General features: G+C 72.9%; 13 protein-coding genes. 8 read left to right on the forward strand and 5 right to left on the reverse strand.

All coding sequences use genetic code 11. From position 1 onward, the window contains the following. Nucleotides 1–164: 164 nt before the first annotated feature. A complete protein-coding gene (locus tag AB0N76_RS00245) occupies nucleotides 165–1,664 on the forward strand; it encodes a CHAP domain-containing protein (protein WP_363551877.1) in 1,500 nt (499 codons plus the stop codon). A 138-nt stretch (nucleotides 1,665–1,802) separates the two neighbouring features. Here AB0N76_RS00245 and AB0N76_RS00250 read toward each other — a convergent pair whose 3' ends face one another. Then, on the reverse strand, nucleotides 1,803–2,789 hold the full coding sequence (locus tag AB0N76_RS00250) for a LuxR C-terminal-related transcriptional regulator (RefSeq protein WP_363551879.1): 987 nt from the start codon (nucleotides 2,787–2,789) through the stop codon (nucleotides 1,803–1,805). A gap of 339 nt (nucleotides 2,790–3,128) precedes the next feature. On the opposite strand from AB0N76_RS00250, the gene AB0N76_RS00255 reads away from it, so the two are divergent. After that, nucleotides 3,129–3,284 carry a hypothetical protein gene (locus AB0N76_RS00255; protein ID WP_363551881.1) on the forward strand — a complete coding sequence of 52 codons (156 nt, stop codon included), beginning with the start codon at nucleotides 3,129–3,131 and terminating at the stop codon, nucleotides 3,282–3,284. 15 nt (nucleotides 3,285–3,299) lie between these two features. Here the strand turns inward: AB0N76_RS00255 and AB0N76_RS00260 are convergent, their stop codons facing one another. Next, nucleotides 3,300–3,821, reverse strand: coding sequence for a histidine phosphatase family protein (locus tag AB0N76_RS00260; protein WP_363551883.1), 522 nt, complete (start codon nucleotides 3,819–3,821; stop codon nucleotides 3,300–3,302). 225 nt (nucleotides 3,822–4,046) lie between these two features. On the opposite strand from AB0N76_RS00260, the gene AB0N76_RS00265 reads away from it, so the two are divergent. From AB0N76_RS00265 to AB0N76_RS00275, 3 genes are read left to right on the forward strand one after another with little or no spacing between them, the layout of a single operon-like run. Next, on the forward strand, nucleotides 4,047–4,376 hold the full coding sequence (locus AB0N76_RS00265) for a hypothetical protein (RefSeq protein WP_363551885.1): 330 nt from the start codon (nucleotides 4,047–4,049) through the stop codon (nucleotides 4,374–4,376). Then, entirely contained in the window at nucleotides 4,373–5,710 is a 1,338-nt protein-coding gene (locus tag AB0N76_RS00270) for a putative T7SS-secreted protein (protein ID WP_363551887.1), read from the forward strand. Before AB0N76_RS00265 ends, AB0N76_RS00270 begins: the two co-directional genes overlap by 4 nt. A gap of 24 nt (nucleotides 5,711–5,734) precedes the next feature. Further along, the gene (locus AB0N76_RS00275) at nucleotides 5,735–6,220 is read left to right on the forward strand and encodes a SitI3 family protein (RefSeq protein ID WP_363551889.1); all 486 of its coding nucleotides are present in this window, start codon (nucleotides 5,735–5,737) and stop codon (nucleotides 6,218–6,220) included. Between the two features lie 76 nt (nucleotides 6,221–6,296). On the opposite strand, the gene AB0N76_RS00280 is transcribed toward AB0N76_RS00275, so the two are convergent. Beyond that, the gene (locus tag AB0N76_RS00280) at nucleotides 6,297–7,766 is read right to left on the reverse strand and encodes an NCS2 family permease (protein ID WP_363551891.1); all 1,470 of its coding nucleotides are present in this window, start codon (nucleotides 7,764–7,766) and stop codon (nucleotides 6,297–6,299) included. 247 nt (nucleotides 7,767–8,013) lie between these two features. Between AB0N76_RS00280 and AB0N76_RS00285 the strand changes: the two genes are divergently transcribed. From AB0N76_RS00285 to AB0N76_RS00295, 3 genes are read left to right on the forward strand one after another with little or no spacing between them, the layout of a single operon-like run. Then, nucleotides 8,014–8,295: a DUF2530 domain-containing protein gene (locus tag AB0N76_RS00285; RefSeq protein WP_363551893.1), complete on the forward strand. Its 282-nt coding sequence runs from the start codon at nucleotides 8,014–8,016 to the stop codon at nucleotides 8,293–8,295. Nucleotides 8,296–8,347: 52 nt separating this feature from the next. Next, nucleotides 8,348–10,843 carry an HAD-IC family P-type ATPase gene (locus AB0N76_RS00290; RefSeq protein ID WP_363551895.1) on the forward strand — a complete coding sequence of 832 codons (2,496 nt, stop codon included), beginning with the start codon at nucleotides 8,348–8,350 and terminating at the stop codon, nucleotides 10,841–10,843. A gap of 44 nt (nucleotides 10,844–10,887) precedes the next feature. Beyond that, nucleotides 10,888–11,124: a hypothetical protein gene (locus tag AB0N76_RS00295; protein ID WP_363551897.1), complete on the forward strand. Its 237-nt coding sequence runs from the start codon at nucleotides 10,888–10,890 to the stop codon at nucleotides 11,122–11,124. 28 nt (nucleotides 11,125–11,152) lie between these two features. Here AB0N76_RS00295 and AB0N76_RS00300 read toward each other — a convergent pair whose 3' ends face one another. Both AB0N76_RS00300 and AB0N76_RS00305 read right to left on the reverse strand, forming a co-directional pair. Further along, nucleotides 11,153–14,473: a molecular chaperone Hsp90 gene (locus AB0N76_RS00300; protein ID WP_363551899.1), complete on the reverse strand. Its 3,321-nt coding sequence runs from the start codon at nucleotides 14,471–14,473 to the stop codon at nucleotides 11,153–11,155. Nucleotides 14,474–14,647: 174 nt separating this feature from the next. Further along, nucleotides 14,648–15,535 carry a DUF3027 domain-containing protein gene (locus AB0N76_RS00305; protein WP_363551901.1) on the reverse strand — a complete coding sequence of 296 codons (888 nt, stop codon included), beginning with the start codon at nucleotides 15,533–15,535 and terminating at the stop codon, nucleotides 14,648–14,650. Nucleotides 15,536–15,822 lie beyond the last annotated feature (287 nt).

A 15,822-nucleotide genomic window follows, 5' to 3' on the forward strand; every position in this document is an offset into this window, starting at 1 on the left:
AGAGACACCGGGCCGACAAGCCGGACGACGCGCCAGAAGGGGCGTCGCAGGCGGGTTCAGGCCTTCAGGTCGAGTGACTCTCACCGTCCCGGTGTCCAGTTCGGCCACCTCACCCCCTTCGCGCCCTGCCACAGGTACGTCCTGTCCCGATCACGGAGAGTCCCATGCCTTCCACCGCCAAGCCGTCCCGTATCTCCCGCTCGGTCGCCCTCACCGCCGCCACGGCCGGCCTCGCACTGAGCGGCCTCGTCGCAACGCCGGCCAGTGCCGACACCGGTTCGTCGGTCGCCGCCGCCGCCACCGCCGAGATCGGCAACGGCCCGTGCGCGCACGGTGGTTACACCAGCGGTGACCGGACGTCGAACTCCTGCGGCCGGGGCGGCCACGCGGCCCACGCCTGGTGCGCCGACTTCGCGGGCTGGGCCTGGGCCCGCGCCGGGGCCGCCAACCTGAGCTACCTCAGCGGTGCGGCGCGCGACTTCTACGACTACGGCAAGACCTTCGGCACCCTGCACAACACCCCGCGGGTGGGCGACGCCGTCGTGTTCAACTACCGGCCCGGTGCCGACTGGGCGGACCACGTCGCGCTGGTCACCGCCGTCGGCAACGGCACCGTGACCATGGTCGGCGGGAACGAGGGCCACCGCACCTACGCGGACGGCATAGTCCAGACCGAGAGCACCAGCAACTACGCGGTGGGCAGCGCGCCTTGGGGCCAGACCATCAGCGGGTACATCTCCCCGGTCGCGGTGAACACCCCCGTTCCGGCCCCCGCCCCCGCTCCCAGCGGCACCACCACTCCTGCCACCCCGACGAGCAACAACTCGCACATCCAGATCATCGGCGCCGACAACGCGATGTACAACATCGACGCCGACTACAAGGCCGGCAAGTGGAGCAGCTGGACCAAGATGGACAACTCCACCCTGACCTCGATCACCAGCGCCACCACCGGCAACACCACCCACGTCTACGCCGTCGCGGACGGCCGCGTCTACACCCGTGACGGCGACCGCATCGCCGGCACGTGGGGCGACTGGATCGAGGTGCCGGGCGGCGCCGTGGGCGTCAAGGCGATCAGCGCCACCGCCGGCGGCAACAGCGCGCACATCCAGATCATCGGCGCCGACGGAGCGATGTACACCATCGACGCCGACTACGGCGCCGGTAAGTGGAGCACCTGGACCAAGATGGACAGCTCCAACCTGACCGCGCTCGCGAGCACCACCACCGGCAACACCGACCACGTCTACGCGGTCGCCGCGGACGGCCACGTCTACTCCCGTGACGCGGACCGGGCCGCCGGCACGTGGAGCGACTGGATCGAGGTGCCCGGCGGCGCCGTCGGCGTCAAGGGCATCACCGCGAGTGTGACGGACAACAACTCGCACATCCAGATCATCGGCGCCGACGGGGCGATGTACAACATCGACGCCGACTACAAGGCCGGCTCCTGGAGCAGCTGGACCAAGATGGACAGCACCAACCTGATCGCCCTCACCAGCGCCACCACCGGCAACACCACCCACGTCTACGCGGTCGCCGCGGACGGCCGCGTCTACACCCGCGACGCCGACCGGACCGCCGGCACGTGGGGCAGCTGGATCGAGGTGCCCGGCGGCGCCGTCGGCGTCAAGGGCATCACCGCGAGCGTGACGGCCTGACGATTCCGGGCGCCGACTGCGGCCCGTGACTGAACGACGAGGGCGCGAACCGACCACCGGTTCGCGCCCTCGTTCCGTGCCCGGGCCGCGGCCGAGCGGCCCGGCACCGACCGGCGTGCAGGAGCTCGGGGGCGGGGCCTACGACAGCCAGCCGGCGTTGACCGCGTGCACCCCGGCCTGGAAACGGCTGCGGGCGTCGAGACGCTCCATCAGATCGTTGGCGACCCGACGGGCGGTGCGCGGTGAAACGCCCAGCCGCTTCGCGATGGCGTCGTCGGTGTGCCCGGCCGCGAGCAGGCCGAGCGTGGTGCGCTCCTGGGCGGTGAGCCCGTTCCCGTCCGGCCGGGCCGCGACCCCCAGCGGCTGGGCGCCCTCCCAGACGCTCTCGAACAGTGCGCACAGCGCGGTCAGCATCCCCTGCCCGGTCAGGACCACCGCTCCGGCCGCCGTGTCGTCGCTGCGCACCGGGATGACGGCGACGGACCGGTCGGCGACGATCATCCGGGTGGGCAGCGACGGGACGGTCCGGACCTGTCCCCCTCGGGAGGCCAGCCAGTTCACGTACTCGACGGTGTGCGGGCTGTTGCGGACGCTGTCCAGGTAGACGGTGCGCATCCGCACCCCGCGCTCCAGCAGGACGAGGTTGAGCGGCTTGGCCGCCTCGATGTTCTGGGGCTTCTGCCCGCCCTCCGGGGCGAAGGTCATCACCTCCTCCCGCGCCTCCCGGGAGAAGCGGGCCAGCCGGTCACGGATCTGGTCCAGGCCCACGAGCTGCTCGATGTCCGGCGTGCTCACCCCCGGCCGCAGATCGGCGAAATCGGCGATGAGCTGGGCGGCCGCCGCACGGGAGGCCTCGATCCGCGCCTGCGCGGCGGCCAGACCGGCCTGCTGGCGGGCCATCAGGAGCTCCATCCCGACGTCCGGGGAGACCGCGCGCAGCTCGCCGGGCCGTTCGGCCGACGGGCGCAACAGGGCCAGCTCGCTCAGGTTGTCCAGGGCGTCCCGGATGTCCTCCTCGCCGAGCGAGAGGCGCGCGGCCAGGCCGGCCACACCGTCACCCGGATAGGCGAGCATCGCCCGGTAGACCGATTCCGAAGCGCTGTCCAGGCCCAATGCGGTCAGCATCCCCGCTCCCCCGTGGTGAAACCCGTGTTCGATACGGAATTGATCCTTCCACATACGACAGGCCGCTGACCAGGGACTTTGCCTGACGTTGACCCTCTGGACCGCGCCCCAAGCGGGGCTCCCGGGTTCCACGGTCGACCGGCGTCCGCTTCCGGCCGAGCTGACCGAAACGGTCCAGGGCCGCTTCCGTCCACCTCTCCGCCCTTCCCCCCGGCCCGAGCCACGACGAAGCTAGTGGTCGTCGGAAGGGGACAGCCCCGGACGACGGACCGGAGGAAACGTCACCGCGGGACGCGCCCCCCGAGAACCCACTGCTTCGCATTCGAGAGGACCACCACCATGCTCCGCACCGTCATCGCCAAGGCCGCCGCGGTCACCACCCTCGCCCTCGTCGCCCTCGCCGGTCTCGCCGCCACCACCACCCAGACCGCCGCGCACACCCAGGCCCGGCCGGCCGTCGTCGTCGCGCCGATGGCGGACCTGATCTGGGGCTGATACCCGACTCCGCCCTCACCCCCGCGGGGTCCGGAAACCGGTGAGCCTGGCGACATCGGGTCCGACGCCCCGCCAGGAGCCGTCGAACTCCAGCACCGCGACGGCCGAGGTCGGGAAGCCCCTGGCGTCCATCCGGTCCAGCAGGTCTTCCTCCCCCTCGCCCGCCAGCGTCTCGGCCAGCTCGTGCACGCCGGGATTGTGGCCGACCACCACCACGGTGCCGACCTCCGCCGACACCTCCCGGAGCACGGCCAGCAGCTCCTCGACGTCCGCGAGGTACACCCGCTCGTCGAACACCGTCCGCGGTGCCCCGCCCAGCTCGGCACCGGCCAGCTCCCAGGTCTCCCGGGTCCGCGCGGCCGTCGACACGATCGCCAGCTCCGGCACCACCCCCTGCTCCGCCAACCACCGCCCCGCCGCCGGCGCGTCCCGCCGCCCCCGCTCCGCCAACCGCCGTCCGTGGTCCCTGACGGCATCGTGCGCCACCGCCTTGGCATGCCGCACCACAACGATCCTCCGCACCACCCCAGCACCCATCCCACTCTCCTCACCCTCGCCGGCCTGTCCCCCGACGCTACCGGCCCCCGGAACAGCGCCACGTCACAACTCCACCATTAGACCCACCAGCAACTTCAATGCCCTGCTGTAAAAATCTCCGCCAGCCGCGTCGGAATTCCCACACTGCGACCGAATCGTTCGTGCTAGCGTCAACCGATCCGACAGTCGATTGACAGCCACGGAGACCGGCGGAGGGGTCAACTCATGGCCGAGGGATTCAAGGTCGACCTGGCGGCTCTGGAGAAAGCGGCCTCCGGAATCACCGGCACCCTGACGAAGCTTCGATTCAGAAAGGTCAGCGATCTCGACCCCCGGAAAGAAGAAATCGGACACGGACACCTGGCCGACGTCCTGGAAAACTTCTGCACCCGCTGGGAGATCGGTGTCGAGAATCTGGCCAAGGATGCCGCCCAGGTCTCCCAGCGACTGAACGCGAGCGTGAAGGCCTACCGCGAGATCGACGGACAGCTCGTCGGCCAACTGGGCGGCACGTTGGCTTCCTCCGACGCCAGGGACCCGGCGGCGGAGCAGTGACGACGGACCTCGGACAGGCCACCGACCCGAAGGAACTCATACCGGGCAATATCGAATCGATTGCCTCGACCGTCGCATGGCTCAAAAGCTATGGCGACACCCTGCACTCCACCGGCGAGGGCCTCCGACGCATCGACACCGTCGACGGCTGGTCGGGGAAAGCGGGCGATGCGTTCCGCCAGGCCTTCCACGGCGAACCCCAGAAGTGGCTGGAGGCCGGCGACTCCTTCCACGACGCCTCCACGGCCTTGGCCGCTTACCAATCAGTGCTGGCATGGGCTCAAGGCCAAGCCGCGGACGCGATCCGGCAGTGGCGCGAAGGCCAGACCGCCACGGGCAGAGCCAGGTCCGAACACCAGGACGCAGAGCGGAACGCCGGGCACGAATTGCCGTTCTCCGATCCCGGCGAGGCCACGCGCGCTGCCGCGCGACAGACGCTGAGCACCGCCAGGAACCAGGTGAAAAACGCCGGCGACACCGCCGCGAACAAGATCGCAAAGGCTCGCGACAAGGCCCCCGAGGAGCCGGGCTGGCTGGACAAGGTCGGAGACTTCTTCTCCGACGCCGGAGACTTCCTCCTGGACGTCGGGAAGACCGCCGTGGAAGACCTGGCCTCCGTGGGCAATGCGATGATCCACGATCCCGGCGCGGTGCTGGAGATCGCCGGCGGCCTCGGCCTCGCGACCCTCGGCGCCGGAGGCGAAGTCCTGGGCGTCGGCCTGGACCTCACCGGCGCGGGTGCGGTGGTCGGTGTCCCCGTCAACATCCTCTCCGCAGGACTCATCGCCACCGGCGCGGGCATGGCAGGCCTCGGCGCGAGCCAGATCGCGCAGGATGCGATGGGGCCGGACCGGGTCCACATGGAGGGCAATGGTGGAGGCGGCCAGGGCGCCGGTGAAATCCGCACCCAGCCGTCGAGGACCCCCGACCCCAATGCCACACCGAATGGACCCACGACGAAGGTCAACCCGGACGAATCACCCGAGAACCGACTCGCACTTCAGCGCGAGAACGAATCGGCTCAGATCCTGGCAAAACAGGGGTACCACGTCGAACAGAATCCGTCGGTTCCCGGGCGAAAGAATCCTGATTACCGAATCGAAGGTGAGATCTTCGACTGCGTCTCACCATCGAGTAGAAGCGCCCGCAACATCGGCTCACGGATCGAGGAGAAGATCAACGAAGGCCAGACCGGACGAATCGTGGTTAACCTCGCGGACTCACCCGTGGGCGTCCCGGCTCTCAAGTCCCAGCTCCACGACTGGCCGATCGAAGGGCTGGAGGAAGCCGTGGTGATCGACAAGCAGGGCAACATTGTGCACATCTATCCCTAGTACACGCCGAACGGATCTCCAGGCATGTCAATCTCACACAGCTTCAATCTGGCCACGCCGCTGTCCGTCGCCGAGGTGGCCCATACGCTGAACGACATCGCACAGGGCCTCCGGCTGTTCGATGCGACCACAGAGCCGGAGCGGTTGCTCACCGAAGGCGTCGACACCAGGTTCGGCACCTGGGTCCGGGTGTTCGCCACCAATCCCAAGCCGTGGAATCCGCTGATCACCGACCTGAAGGTCACGCCGACCGTCTCGGTGGCGTTCAGGCCGGACAAGGCCGATGACCTTTCCGGGCAGGAGGACGACATCGTCCGGCTGGTGTCGGGCCTGCTGACCCGTCTGCCGGGAGACGCGGTGCTGCAGTACCACTACGAGGTCATCTGGCTGCTGCGACGTGGTGGCGAACTCAGCCTCAACGAACGGGACGACCTCTGGACGCCGCCGCGGCTGGCCGCCGTCCCTCAGCCGTACCGTCGCGAGACGCACGAGTTCTCGGAGGAGGACTGAGTACCGCCGCCTCCGACCATGACCGCGGCCCCGCGCTCCGGGGAGGAGTGCGGGGCCGCGGCGATGCCGGGGGCGGTCAGAGGAGGCCGAGGGCCGGCATCAGGTAGTAGAAGGCGAAGACGGTGGAGACCGCGTACATCGCGACCGGGACCTCGCGGCCGCGGCCGGCGGCGAGGCGCAGGACGCAGAAGGCGATGAAGCCGAAGCCGATGCCGTTGGTGATGGAGTAGGTGAACGGCATCATCACGATGGTCAGGAAGGCCGGGATCGCGATGGTGTAGTCCGCCCAGTCGATCTCCTTGATCGAGTTGGCCAGGATCAGGAAGCCGACGGTGACCAGGGCGGGGGTGGCGGCCTGGGCGGGGACCATGGTGGCGAGCGGGGTGAGGAAGAGCGCCACCACGAAGAGGGCGCCGGTGACGATCGAGGCGAAGCCGGTGCGGGCGCCCTCGCCGACGCCGGCGGTGGACTCGACGAAGCAGGTGTTGGCGGAGGAGGAGGTCGCGCCGCCGGCCGCGGTGGCGATGCCGTCGATCATCAGGACCTTGTTGATGCCGGGCAGGTCGCCCTTCTCGTCCAGCAGGTGGGCCTCGTCGGCGACGCCGAGAATGGTGCCCATCGCGTCGAAGAAGCAGGACATCAGGACGGTGAAGACGAAGAGGGCGCCGGTGAGGACGCCGACCTTCTCGAAGCCGCCGAACAGGCTGACCTCGCCGACCAGCCCGAAGTCGGGGGCGGCCACCGGGTTGCCGGGCCAGGCCGGGACGGTGAGGCCCCAGTTGAGGGCCGGGATGTCGGCGAACTTGTCGATGACGACGGCGACGGCGGTCATCACGGCGATCGAGACCAGGATCGCGCCGGGCACCTTGCGGACCATCAGGACCAGGGTGAGCAGCAGGCCGAGCACGAAGACCAGGACCGGCCAGCCGGTCAGGTGGCCGCCGGTGCCGAGCTGGAGCGGCACGGTGGTGTGGGCGGCGTCGGGGATCCGGCTGGCGAAGCCGGAGTCGACCAGGCCGACGAGGCTGATGAAGAGGCCGATGCCGATCGCGATGGCCTTGCGCAGGCCGAGCGGGACGGCGTTCATGACCCGCTCGCGCAGGCCGGTGGCGACCAGGATCATGATCGCGAAGCCGGCCAGGACGACCATGCCCATGGCGTCCGGCCAGGTCATCTTGGGCGCGAGCTGGAGGGCGACGATGGTGTTGACGCCGAGGCCGGCGGCCAGGCCGATCGGGACGTTGCCGATGACGCCCATCAGCAGCGTGGTCAGGCCCGCGGTGAGCGCGGTGGCGGTGACCAGCTGGGCGCTGTCCAGGTGGGTGCCGTTCAGGTCCGTGGCGCTGGCCAGGATGATCGGGTTCAGCACCAGGATGTACGCCATGGTGAAGAAGGTGGCGATGCCGCCGCGGATCTCGCGCGGCAGGGTGGAGCCGCGCTCGCTGATCCGGAAGTAGCGGTCCAGCGCGCCGGACGGGGGCTTCGGCGCGTCGGCGGAGGGCTGGGCGGGCTCGGGCGACTCGGTGGTCGGCTGGGCCACAGGCATGCTGCGTCCTCTGGTGGGGGCTGAGGAGAGGGGGACCCACCCGGAGCGACGGTGGCCGGGCGGCCCGGCGGGGCTGGCACTGGGACGGGCACGAAGCACGGTGTCCTGGACATGCCGCGGCCGACCGGGGACACAAGTATGGGTTCCGCAATCGCTCGCACGCTATCTTCGCGCGTAGACCAGATCAGATGCGGACAAGTGGCGCACCAGATCGGTCAGGCGCCCGCCGCACCGTACCCTAGGGCCCATGCCCAAGACGCCACTGCACCCCTCGCCCCCGCCGCTGGAGGCCAACGATGTCGCGATCGTCGGCGGCGGCACGGTGCTGTGGTTCGTCGCCTTCCTGGTGCTCCTCCCCTTCTGGGACACCCTCTCCGACAACGACCACGCCAACTGGCCGTGGATCTGCCTGGCCGGTGGCGGCCTCGGGCTGATCGGCCTCTGGTACTGCCGCGCCCGCCGGGACGCGATCGCCCGCGCCCGGGCCCGCGAGGCCGAGGTTCAGGACCCGGCCACCCGGTCGGACTGAATAGTCCTTTAGTAGCACGCATCGGACATAAGGCGCCCGTAGAGTCGGTGCCATGACGCAGCCTGCGCAGCCCCCGGACGAGACGCCCGGCGACCGGCCCGACGGCGCCCATCCGCTCGGGCTGCTGCCCGGCCGGCGCGGCGGGCTGACCGCCGCCGAGGTGGCCGAACGGGTCGCCCGCGGCGAGGTCAACGACGTCCCGGTCCGCTCCAGCCGCTCGGCGAAGGAGATCGTCCGGGCCAACGTCTTCACCCGCTTCAACGCGATCATCGGCGTGATGTTCGGGATCATCCTGGTCGTCGGCCCGATCCAGGACGGCCTGTTCGGCCTGGTCATCGTCGCCAACACGGCGATCGGCATCATCCAGGAGCTGCGCGCCAAGAAGACCCTGGACAGCCTCGCGCTGATCGGCGAGGCGAAGCCGCAGGTGCGCCGGGACGGCACCGTGCAGCAGATCGCCGTCGGCGCGATCGTGCTGGACGACACCGTGCTGCTCGGCATCGGCGACAAGGTGATCGTCGACGGCGAGGTCACCGAGGCGGACGGCCTGGAGATCGACGAGTCGCTGCTCACCGGCGAGCCGGACCCGGTCCTCAAGCAGCCCGGCGACCTGGTGATGTCCGGCAGCTTCGTGGTGGCCGGCGCGGGCGCGTTCACCGCCACCAAGGTCGGCCGGGAGGCGTACGCGGCGCAGCTGGCCGAGGAGGCGAGCCGGTTCACCCTGGTGAAGTCGGAGCTGCGCAGCGGCATCGACAGCATCCTGCGGTTCATCACCTGGCTGCTGGTCCCCACCGCGATCGGCCTGATCATCAGCCAGCTGGCGGTGGAGGGCCGGGACTGGCGCGAGGCGGTCCGCCGGATGGTCGCCGGGATCGTGCCGATGGTGCCCGAGGGGCTGGTGCTGCTGACCTCGGTGGCCTTCGCGATCGGCGTGATCCGGCTGGGCCGCAAGCAGTGCCTGGTGCAGGAGCTGCCCGCGATCGAGGGGCTGGCCCGGGTGGACACCGTCTGCCTGGACAAGACCGGCACGCTCACCGAGGGCGGCATGGACGTCGTCGACCTGCGGGTCCTGGCGAACGGCGAGGGCCCTCAGGGCACGGAGCCGGAGGGCGCGGGCCCGGACGGCGCGCTCAAGGAGACGGTCAAGCAGGCCCTGGCCGTGATGGCCGGCGCCGACGCCCGCCCCAACCCGTCCATGCAGGCCGTCATCGACGCCTACGGCAACGGCGGCAGCAAGGACGGCACCGGCAACGAACGGCACGGCGGCTGGCGGGTGATCGAGGCGATGCCGTTCTCCTCCGCCCGCAAGTGGAGCGGCGTCCAGCTGCTGGAACCGCAGGGCGGCGAGGCCAGCTGGCTGCTCGGCGCGCCCGACGTGCTGCTGCCGGCCGGCCACCCCGCCCTGGTCGAGGTGGACGAGCTGGGCGCGCAGGGCCTGCGGGTGCTGCTGCTCGGCCGCACCCCCGTCCCGCTGGACGCCCCGGACCCGGCCGCCGGACTCCACCCGCTCGCCCTGGTGGTGCTCCAGCAGCGGCTGCGCGAGGACGCCGCCGACACCCTGCGCTACTTCGAGAGCCAGCAGGTCGAGGCCAAGGTGATCTCCGGCGACTCCGCCGTCTCGGTCGGCGCGGTCGCCGCCCACCTCGGGCTGCCCGGCGCCGAGCACCCGGTGGACGCCCGCACCCTGCCCGCCGAGCCGACCGAACTCGCCGACACCGCCGAACGGACCACCGTCTTCGGCCGGGTCACCCCGCAGCAGAAGCGCGAGCTGGTCGGCGCCCTGCAGTCGCGCGGGCACACCGTCGCGATGACCGGCGACGGCGTCAACGACGTGCTGGCGCTCAAGGACGCGGACATCGGCGTGGCGATGGGCAGCGGCAGCGACGCGACCAAGGCGGTCGCCCAGATCGTGCTGCTGAACAACTCCTTCGCGGTGCTGCCCTCGGTGGTCGCCGAGGGCCGCCGGGTGATCGGCAACATCGAGCGGGTGGCCGGGCTCTTCCTGGTGAAGACGGTCTACTCGGTGCTGCTGGCGCTGCTGGTGATCATCACCCACTCGCCGTACCCGTTCCTGCCCCGGCACTCCACGGTGCTGTCCACCCTGACCATCGGCGTGCCGGCCTTCTTCCTCGCCCTCGCGCCCAACAACGAGCGCGCCCGCACCGGCTTCGTCCGCCGGGTGCTGCGGCTGGCGATCCCCGGCGGCGTGATCGCCGGCACCGCGACCTTCACCGCGTACGCGCTGGCCCGCGCCGACCACGCGACCGACCTCAAGTCGGACACCAGCGTGGCCACCCTGACCCTGTTCCTGGTCGCCATCTGGGTGCTGGCGATCGTCGCCCGCCCGTACAACTGGTGGCGGCTGCTGCTGATCGGCACGATGGGCGGGGCGTTCACGCTGGTGCTGACCGTGCCCGCGCTCTCCGACTTCTTCCAGCTCTCGCTGTCCGGCACCCGCGACCCGTGGATCGGGGTCGGCATCGCGGTGACCGCCGGACTCGTGCTGGAAGTGGTCTGGCGGATCATGCGCCGCAGACTGGATGCTTGACCCACGAAGCGGAACGAAGCGGAACGAGCGCCAGGGGGCGGCGGATGGCACGCAGGGGCGGGGAGCTGGAGGCGTTCACCGCCTTCCTGGGGAGCCTGCTGTTCGTCGGCGTCCTGGGCCTGGCCGCGGGGGCGATCGCCGCGCTGACCGGCGTCGAGACCGGGCCGGGGCAGGAGAAGGCGGCGGTGGCCGTCCTGTTCGCGGTCTGGGTGCTGCTGACGCTCCGGATCTACCTGTGGCTGACCAAACGCGGCCGGACCCGCTCCGGCACCCGCTCCTGACGCGGCGGGTACCGGAGCAGCGGGCGGCTCAGCCCTCGAAGTCCCGGGCCGCGGACAGCTCGTAGGCCCGGTCCGGCTCGCTGAGCGCGGCCAGTACCTCGAACCGGCGGTGCCACTGCCCCACCGACCAGGCCAGCCCGGCGGCCAGCCCCTCCGGGGTGGCGGCGTGCAGCAGCCCGGGCACCGGCGGCACCTCGAACTCGTCGTCCTCGTCCGCCTCCTCGGCCGACTCCGGGTCGTACGGCGCCTCCGGCGCCTGCGCGCCGGTGTCCCAGCGCCAGTCCACCGCGGCCTCCTCGCCGTCCGGGCCGACCACCAGCAGTTCCTCGTGCTCCTCGTACGCGACCGGGCAGCCGGGCAGCAGCTCCCGCACCACGGCCGGGACCCGGTGCAGGGTGCCCTCGGAGAGCACCCGCCCGCCGGCCACCTCGCTGGCCAGCGAGACGTGCAGCCGCTCGGCGAGGTCTGCGGCGAGCGCCGGGGCGACCGGCAGCAGCGGGTGGTCGTGCAGGAGCTGGACCAGGTCGGGGGCGTCGGCGACGACCGCCTCGGTGGCGTCCACGACCACCGTGCGGTCCGGCCGGCGGCCGATGGTCCGGTCCAGCGGCGGCACCGCCCGCACCACGTCCAGCGGTTCGATCCGGGACGCCTCGACCCGGGCCAGCGCGCTGTGGATGCCGTGCAGCTGGCGGTGGCCGACCTCGGCGTCCAGGTCGGCGAGCCGGTCCAGCACCTCGTCCGGCCCGTGCGGCTCGGCGAGCAGCGCGGCCAGCGTGGTGCGCACGCCCAGCGCGTGCAGGAACTGCTCGTCCAGCGTGGTGCGCGCCTCGTCGTAGAGGCCGCGCAGCAGCGGGTCGGCCCCGGCCGCGCGCAGCCCGGCGGGCTCGCGGCCGTCCAGCACCGGGTGGTCGCGCAACCACCAGGCGGTGTACGGCGGCAGGTCGGCGTACGAGCCGTCCGGCAGCAGCGCGCGGACCGGGGTGACCACCGCGTCCCGGTACGGCGGGCGGGCCAGCGCGGCCAGCGCCTGCGGCCAGGCGTCGTCGTCGACCAGGTCGAGGTCGCGGACGGCGAGCAGCTCGGCGGCGACCGGCGGGACGCCCAGCGCGTCCGCGTCGTCGGCGTGCAGCGTCTCCAGCACCTCCTCCGCCCAGTCGGCGAGGCCGTCCGGCGCCTCGTCGATCAGCCCGGTGGGGTGGCCGCCGGCCGCCCGGTCGGCGGGCGCGGTCGGGTCGAGCCGCTCCAGGTCGTCCGGGTCGAGCACCACGTCCTCGGCGCGGACCAGCACGAACTCGGCCGGCACGCCGACCGCGGCGAGCACCTCCGGGCCCCAGCGCTCCAGCAGCTCCTCGTCCACCCAGCCGGCCTCGTCCTCGCGCGCCAGCGCGGCCAGCGGGCTGTCCGGGAGCAGGAGTTCACCGGCGCGGGCGGGCTCGCCCTCGTCGTCGAGCAGGGCCAGCCGGGCCAGCCAGGGGTGCTCGCCGGGCGCCGGGGCGGCCGCCTTGACCAGGGACAGCACGGCCTCGGCGAGGTCGGCGGCGGTGTCCGGGTCGTCCTCGGCCAGCTCGTGCGAGCGGGCGACCGCGGCCCGCACCTCGGGTGTGTCCAGCACCCCGGCCGGGGTGGCGGCGCCGGCGCCCAGCTTGGCCAGCAGCGGGTGCGCGGCCTCCGGGTGGGCCAGCCGCAGGTCGAGCACGGCGAGCGCGTCGGCCAGCGCCTCCGGGTAGCCGGGGAAGGCCGCCCAGTCGGCGTCGTCCGAGGGCAGCAGGACGCGGCGCGGGCCGGTGACGGTCCGCCCGTCGGCGAGCGGCACCGGCAGCGCGCCGAGCGCCTCCGGGTCGGCGCCGCCGAGCGCCGCGTACAGGTTGCGCCACCAGGCGGGCTCCCGGTCCAGGCCGCCGAGCTGGTCGACCACCTCGGCGAGCGGCACCCGGCGCACGTTCAGCACCCGCAGCTCGGTGCGGCGCTCCAGGCCGGCCGGCAGCAGGCCGGGGAAGATCGGCGCCAGCGCCTCGACCACCGAGCCGTCCGCGCCCTCCAGCAGCGTGGCGTCCCGCGGCCGCAGCGCGGGCGTGCCCTCCTCGACCGGCGCCGGGTGCGGCAGGAACGGCGTGCCGGGCAGCCGGGAGAGCACCGCGCCGCGCAGCGCGTTGTCCAGCGCGCCCTGGCCGAGCGGGCCGGGCACCAGGCCGAGCGACCCCAGGTCGCCGCCCCGGGCGCGCAGCAGGTCGGCGTAGGCGTCGGCGGCGCGCTCGGTCAGGAAGTCGGCGAGCGCGCCGGGCGCGACGTGTCGGCGGGTGGAGTCCAGCGGGTAGGAGGCGATCAGCAGCGCGGGCAGGCCGAGCGGCTCGTCGCTGGGCGTCGGGGCGTGCAGCACCGGCGCGATCCCGGGCTGCTGCGGGGCGCCGTCCTCGGCCACCGGCACCGCCCAGGTCACCGTCCAGTACGGGCGGGCGCGCTCCTCGGTGGGCCGGTCGGCGAGCAGCTCCGGGGCCAGCGCCCCGGCGGCGCCGGCGGTCTGCCAGACGGTGCGCCGCGGCCGCGCTCCCCCGTCGTCGGTGATGGTGACCTGGGAAATGTTGTCCGGCCGCGGCTCGGCGGCGGTCCGGGTGAGCGTCCGGGTGCCCTCCGCGGTCTCCACCACGACCTCGGTCAGGCCGGGCAGGGTGAGCAGCAGGGCGTCGTCGATGCCGGCCAGCAGCCGGCGGGTGAGGTCCTCGGCGGCCGCGTCGCGCAGCGGCAGCACCACCACCGTGTCGTAGCCCTCGGGCGCCGGGCCCTCGGCGGCGAACGGCAGCCGCAGCAGCGGCACGTGGCCGTCCCGGCGGCGCAGCTCGTCGGCGAGCGCGGGCTGCGCCTCGGCCAGCGCGCGGGCCTCGCCGAGCGACCAGCGCACCCCGCCGGCGCCGCCGAGCACGGCCGGTTCGTCGGTCACCGCGAGCACGGCGGCGAAGCCGACGCCGAACCGGCCGACGGTGCTCTGCCCGGCACCCTCCACGACGCCTTCCCGCTTGGAGGAGGCGCGCAGGGTGGAGAGCGACTCGACGGCGGCGGCGTCCAGCGGCGCGCCGGTGTTGGCGGCGGCCAGCACGCCGTCCGCCAGGGTCAGCCGCAGCCGGCCGGGGCCGCGCCCGGCCCGGACCGCGGCGTCGGCGGCGTTCTGCGCCAGCTCGACGACCAGCCGGTCCCGGTAACCGCCGAGGGCGAGTTCCTCCTCGGCGTTGGCGTCCTCCCGGAACCGGGCCGGGGAGGCGGCCCAGGCGTCCAGCACCCGCCGACGCAGTCCGGCGCTGCCGAAGGGGTCGGTGAGGTGCTCGTCCGTGCCGCTGCCGATGATCCGAGGTTCCACTGGACCTGCCGCCTTCCGCCGCCCTGTTGTGCACTACGAGGGGCATTCTTCCCTGCCGGAACGGCCGACCCGGACACGCCCCCGGCCACCGGGGGGCGGAACGGCGTCGGCCCGCCCCACCGGAGTGGGACGGGCCGAGGTCGCAGACATCGCGGCCGGCGCGGCTGTCGCGGCTCAGGAGTGGCCGAGCTCCTCGGTGGGGGCGTCCGGCTCGACCGAGCCGGAGAGCCGGTCCGGGTGCAGCGCCAGCGGCTCGACCACCAGCTCGTCCAGGATCAGCTCGGCGGGGGCCGGCGGGGCCGGGATGACGGCCGCCTCGGAGTGCCCGCCACAGCCGTACGCGAAGGAGACGATCTGGCCGTCGGCCGGACCGAACTCGTTGCCGCACACGCCGAAGGCCTGGCCGAGCGAGCCGCCGATCGGGACCAGGAAGCCGCAGCTGACGCAGGAGGCCGGGGCGGACTGCGCCATCGGGGTCTGCGAGCCGTGGGCCTTCTCCCAGCGGTCGGCGGCCAGGTGCAGGCCGAGCCGGGAGAGCACCCGGCTGCGTCCCAGGCCCAGCTCGTCGGCGACCGCGCCGATCCGGGCGCGGGCCGGGGCCTGCTGGACGTCGGAGTCGGCGTCGGAGACCAGCACGTCCTCCTGGGCGGCCTGGGCCACCGCGGAGTTCGGCGCGGGCTCGTCCTCGCCGGTCCAGCCCGGTTCGAGCCGCAGGTCGTCGGCGTCGGTGGGGAGCAGGTCGCCGGGGCCCATGTCGCCCGGGCGCAGCCGCTCGCTCCACGGCACCCACTGCGGGGCCAGGATCGCGTCCGAGCCGGGCAGCAGCACGACCTCGTCCAGCGTCACGTTCTTGGCGCGCGGGGCGCGCGCCACGGTGACGGCCCAGTGCCAGCCCCGGTATGCCGCGTCGAGGCACTCGAAGGTGTGGGTGACGACGCGGTCGGCCTCCGCCTGGGCGCCCAGGTGCGCGCCGACGGTTTCCGCGCCGACGGCCTCCTCGGCGGCCTGGCGGGCGAGTTCGACGGCCTCGGCACAGAGCCGATCAGGGGTACGGCTTCGCATCGCAGCACTCACGGCGTCGATTCTCTCCCAGTTCTTCTGTCACCCACGGCGTGTTGCCCGTTCCGTCGCGGCTCGGTTGCCCTCGTCCATTCTGCGCGACCGCGGCCCGCCCCGGATACCGGCCGCGCCGCTCGTCAGGTCCGGCCGGCGCCGGTCGGGCCCTCGGGCGGCTCCTGGGCAGGCTACCCGCCGGTCGGCCACCGGGCACAGTCCGGGGCGGGTCCGGGAGCGTCCGCGAGCCCCGCGGAGGGTGTCCGAGGACGGTTCCGGCCGCGCCGCGCGAAGCG

The sequence above is a fragment of the Kitasatospora sp. NPDC093806 genome, assembly GCF_040683335.1.
Taxonomy (GTDB): domain Bacteria; phylum Actinomycetota; class Actinomycetes; order Streptomycetales; family Streptomycetaceae; genus Kitasatospora.

Coding starts and splice junctions, on each gene's coding strand:
- AB0N76_RS00275 (WP_363551889.1), top strand. CDS start 5,735: ATGTCAATCTCACACAGCTTCAATCTGGCCACGCCGCTGTCCGTCGCC.
- AB0N76_RS00245 (WP_363551877.1), top strand. CDS start 165: ATGCCTTCCACCGCCAAGCCGTCCCGTATCTCCCGCTCGGTCGCCCTC.
- AB0N76_RS00295 (WP_363551897.1), top strand. CDS start 10,888: ATGGCACGCAGGGGCGGGGAGCTGGAGGCGTTCACCGCCTTCCTGGGG.
- AB0N76_RS00305 (WP_363551901.1), bottom strand. CDS start 15,535: ATGCGAAGCCGTACCCCTGATCGGCTCTGTGCCGAGGCCGTCGAACTC.
- AB0N76_RS00255 (WP_363551881.1), top strand. CDS start 3,129: ATGCTCCGCACCGTCATCGCCAAGGCCGCCGCGGTCACCACCCTCGCC.
- AB0N76_RS00265 (WP_363551885.1), top strand. CDS start 4,047: ATGGCCGAGGGATTCAAGGTCGACCTGGCGGCTCTGGAGAAAGCGGCC.
- AB0N76_RS00280 (WP_363551891.1), bottom strand. CDS start 7,766: ATGCCTGTGGCCCAGCCGACCACCGAGTCGCCCGAGCCCGCCCAGCCC.
- AB0N76_RS00260 (WP_363551883.1), bottom strand. CDS start 3,821: ATGGGTGCTGGGGTGGTGCGGAGGATCGTTGTGGTGCGGCATGCCAAG.
- AB0N76_RS00250 (WP_363551879.1), bottom strand. CDS start 2,789: ATGCTGACCGCATTGGGCCTGGACAGCGCTTCGGAATCGGTCTACCGG.
- AB0N76_RS00285 (WP_363551893.1), top strand. CDS start 8,014: ATGCCCAAGACGCCACTGCACCCCTCGCCCCCGCCGCTGGAGGCCAAC.
- AB0N76_RS00290 (WP_363551895.1), top strand. CDS start 8,348: ATGACGCAGCCTGCGCAGCCCCCGGACGAGACGCCCGGCGACCGGCCC.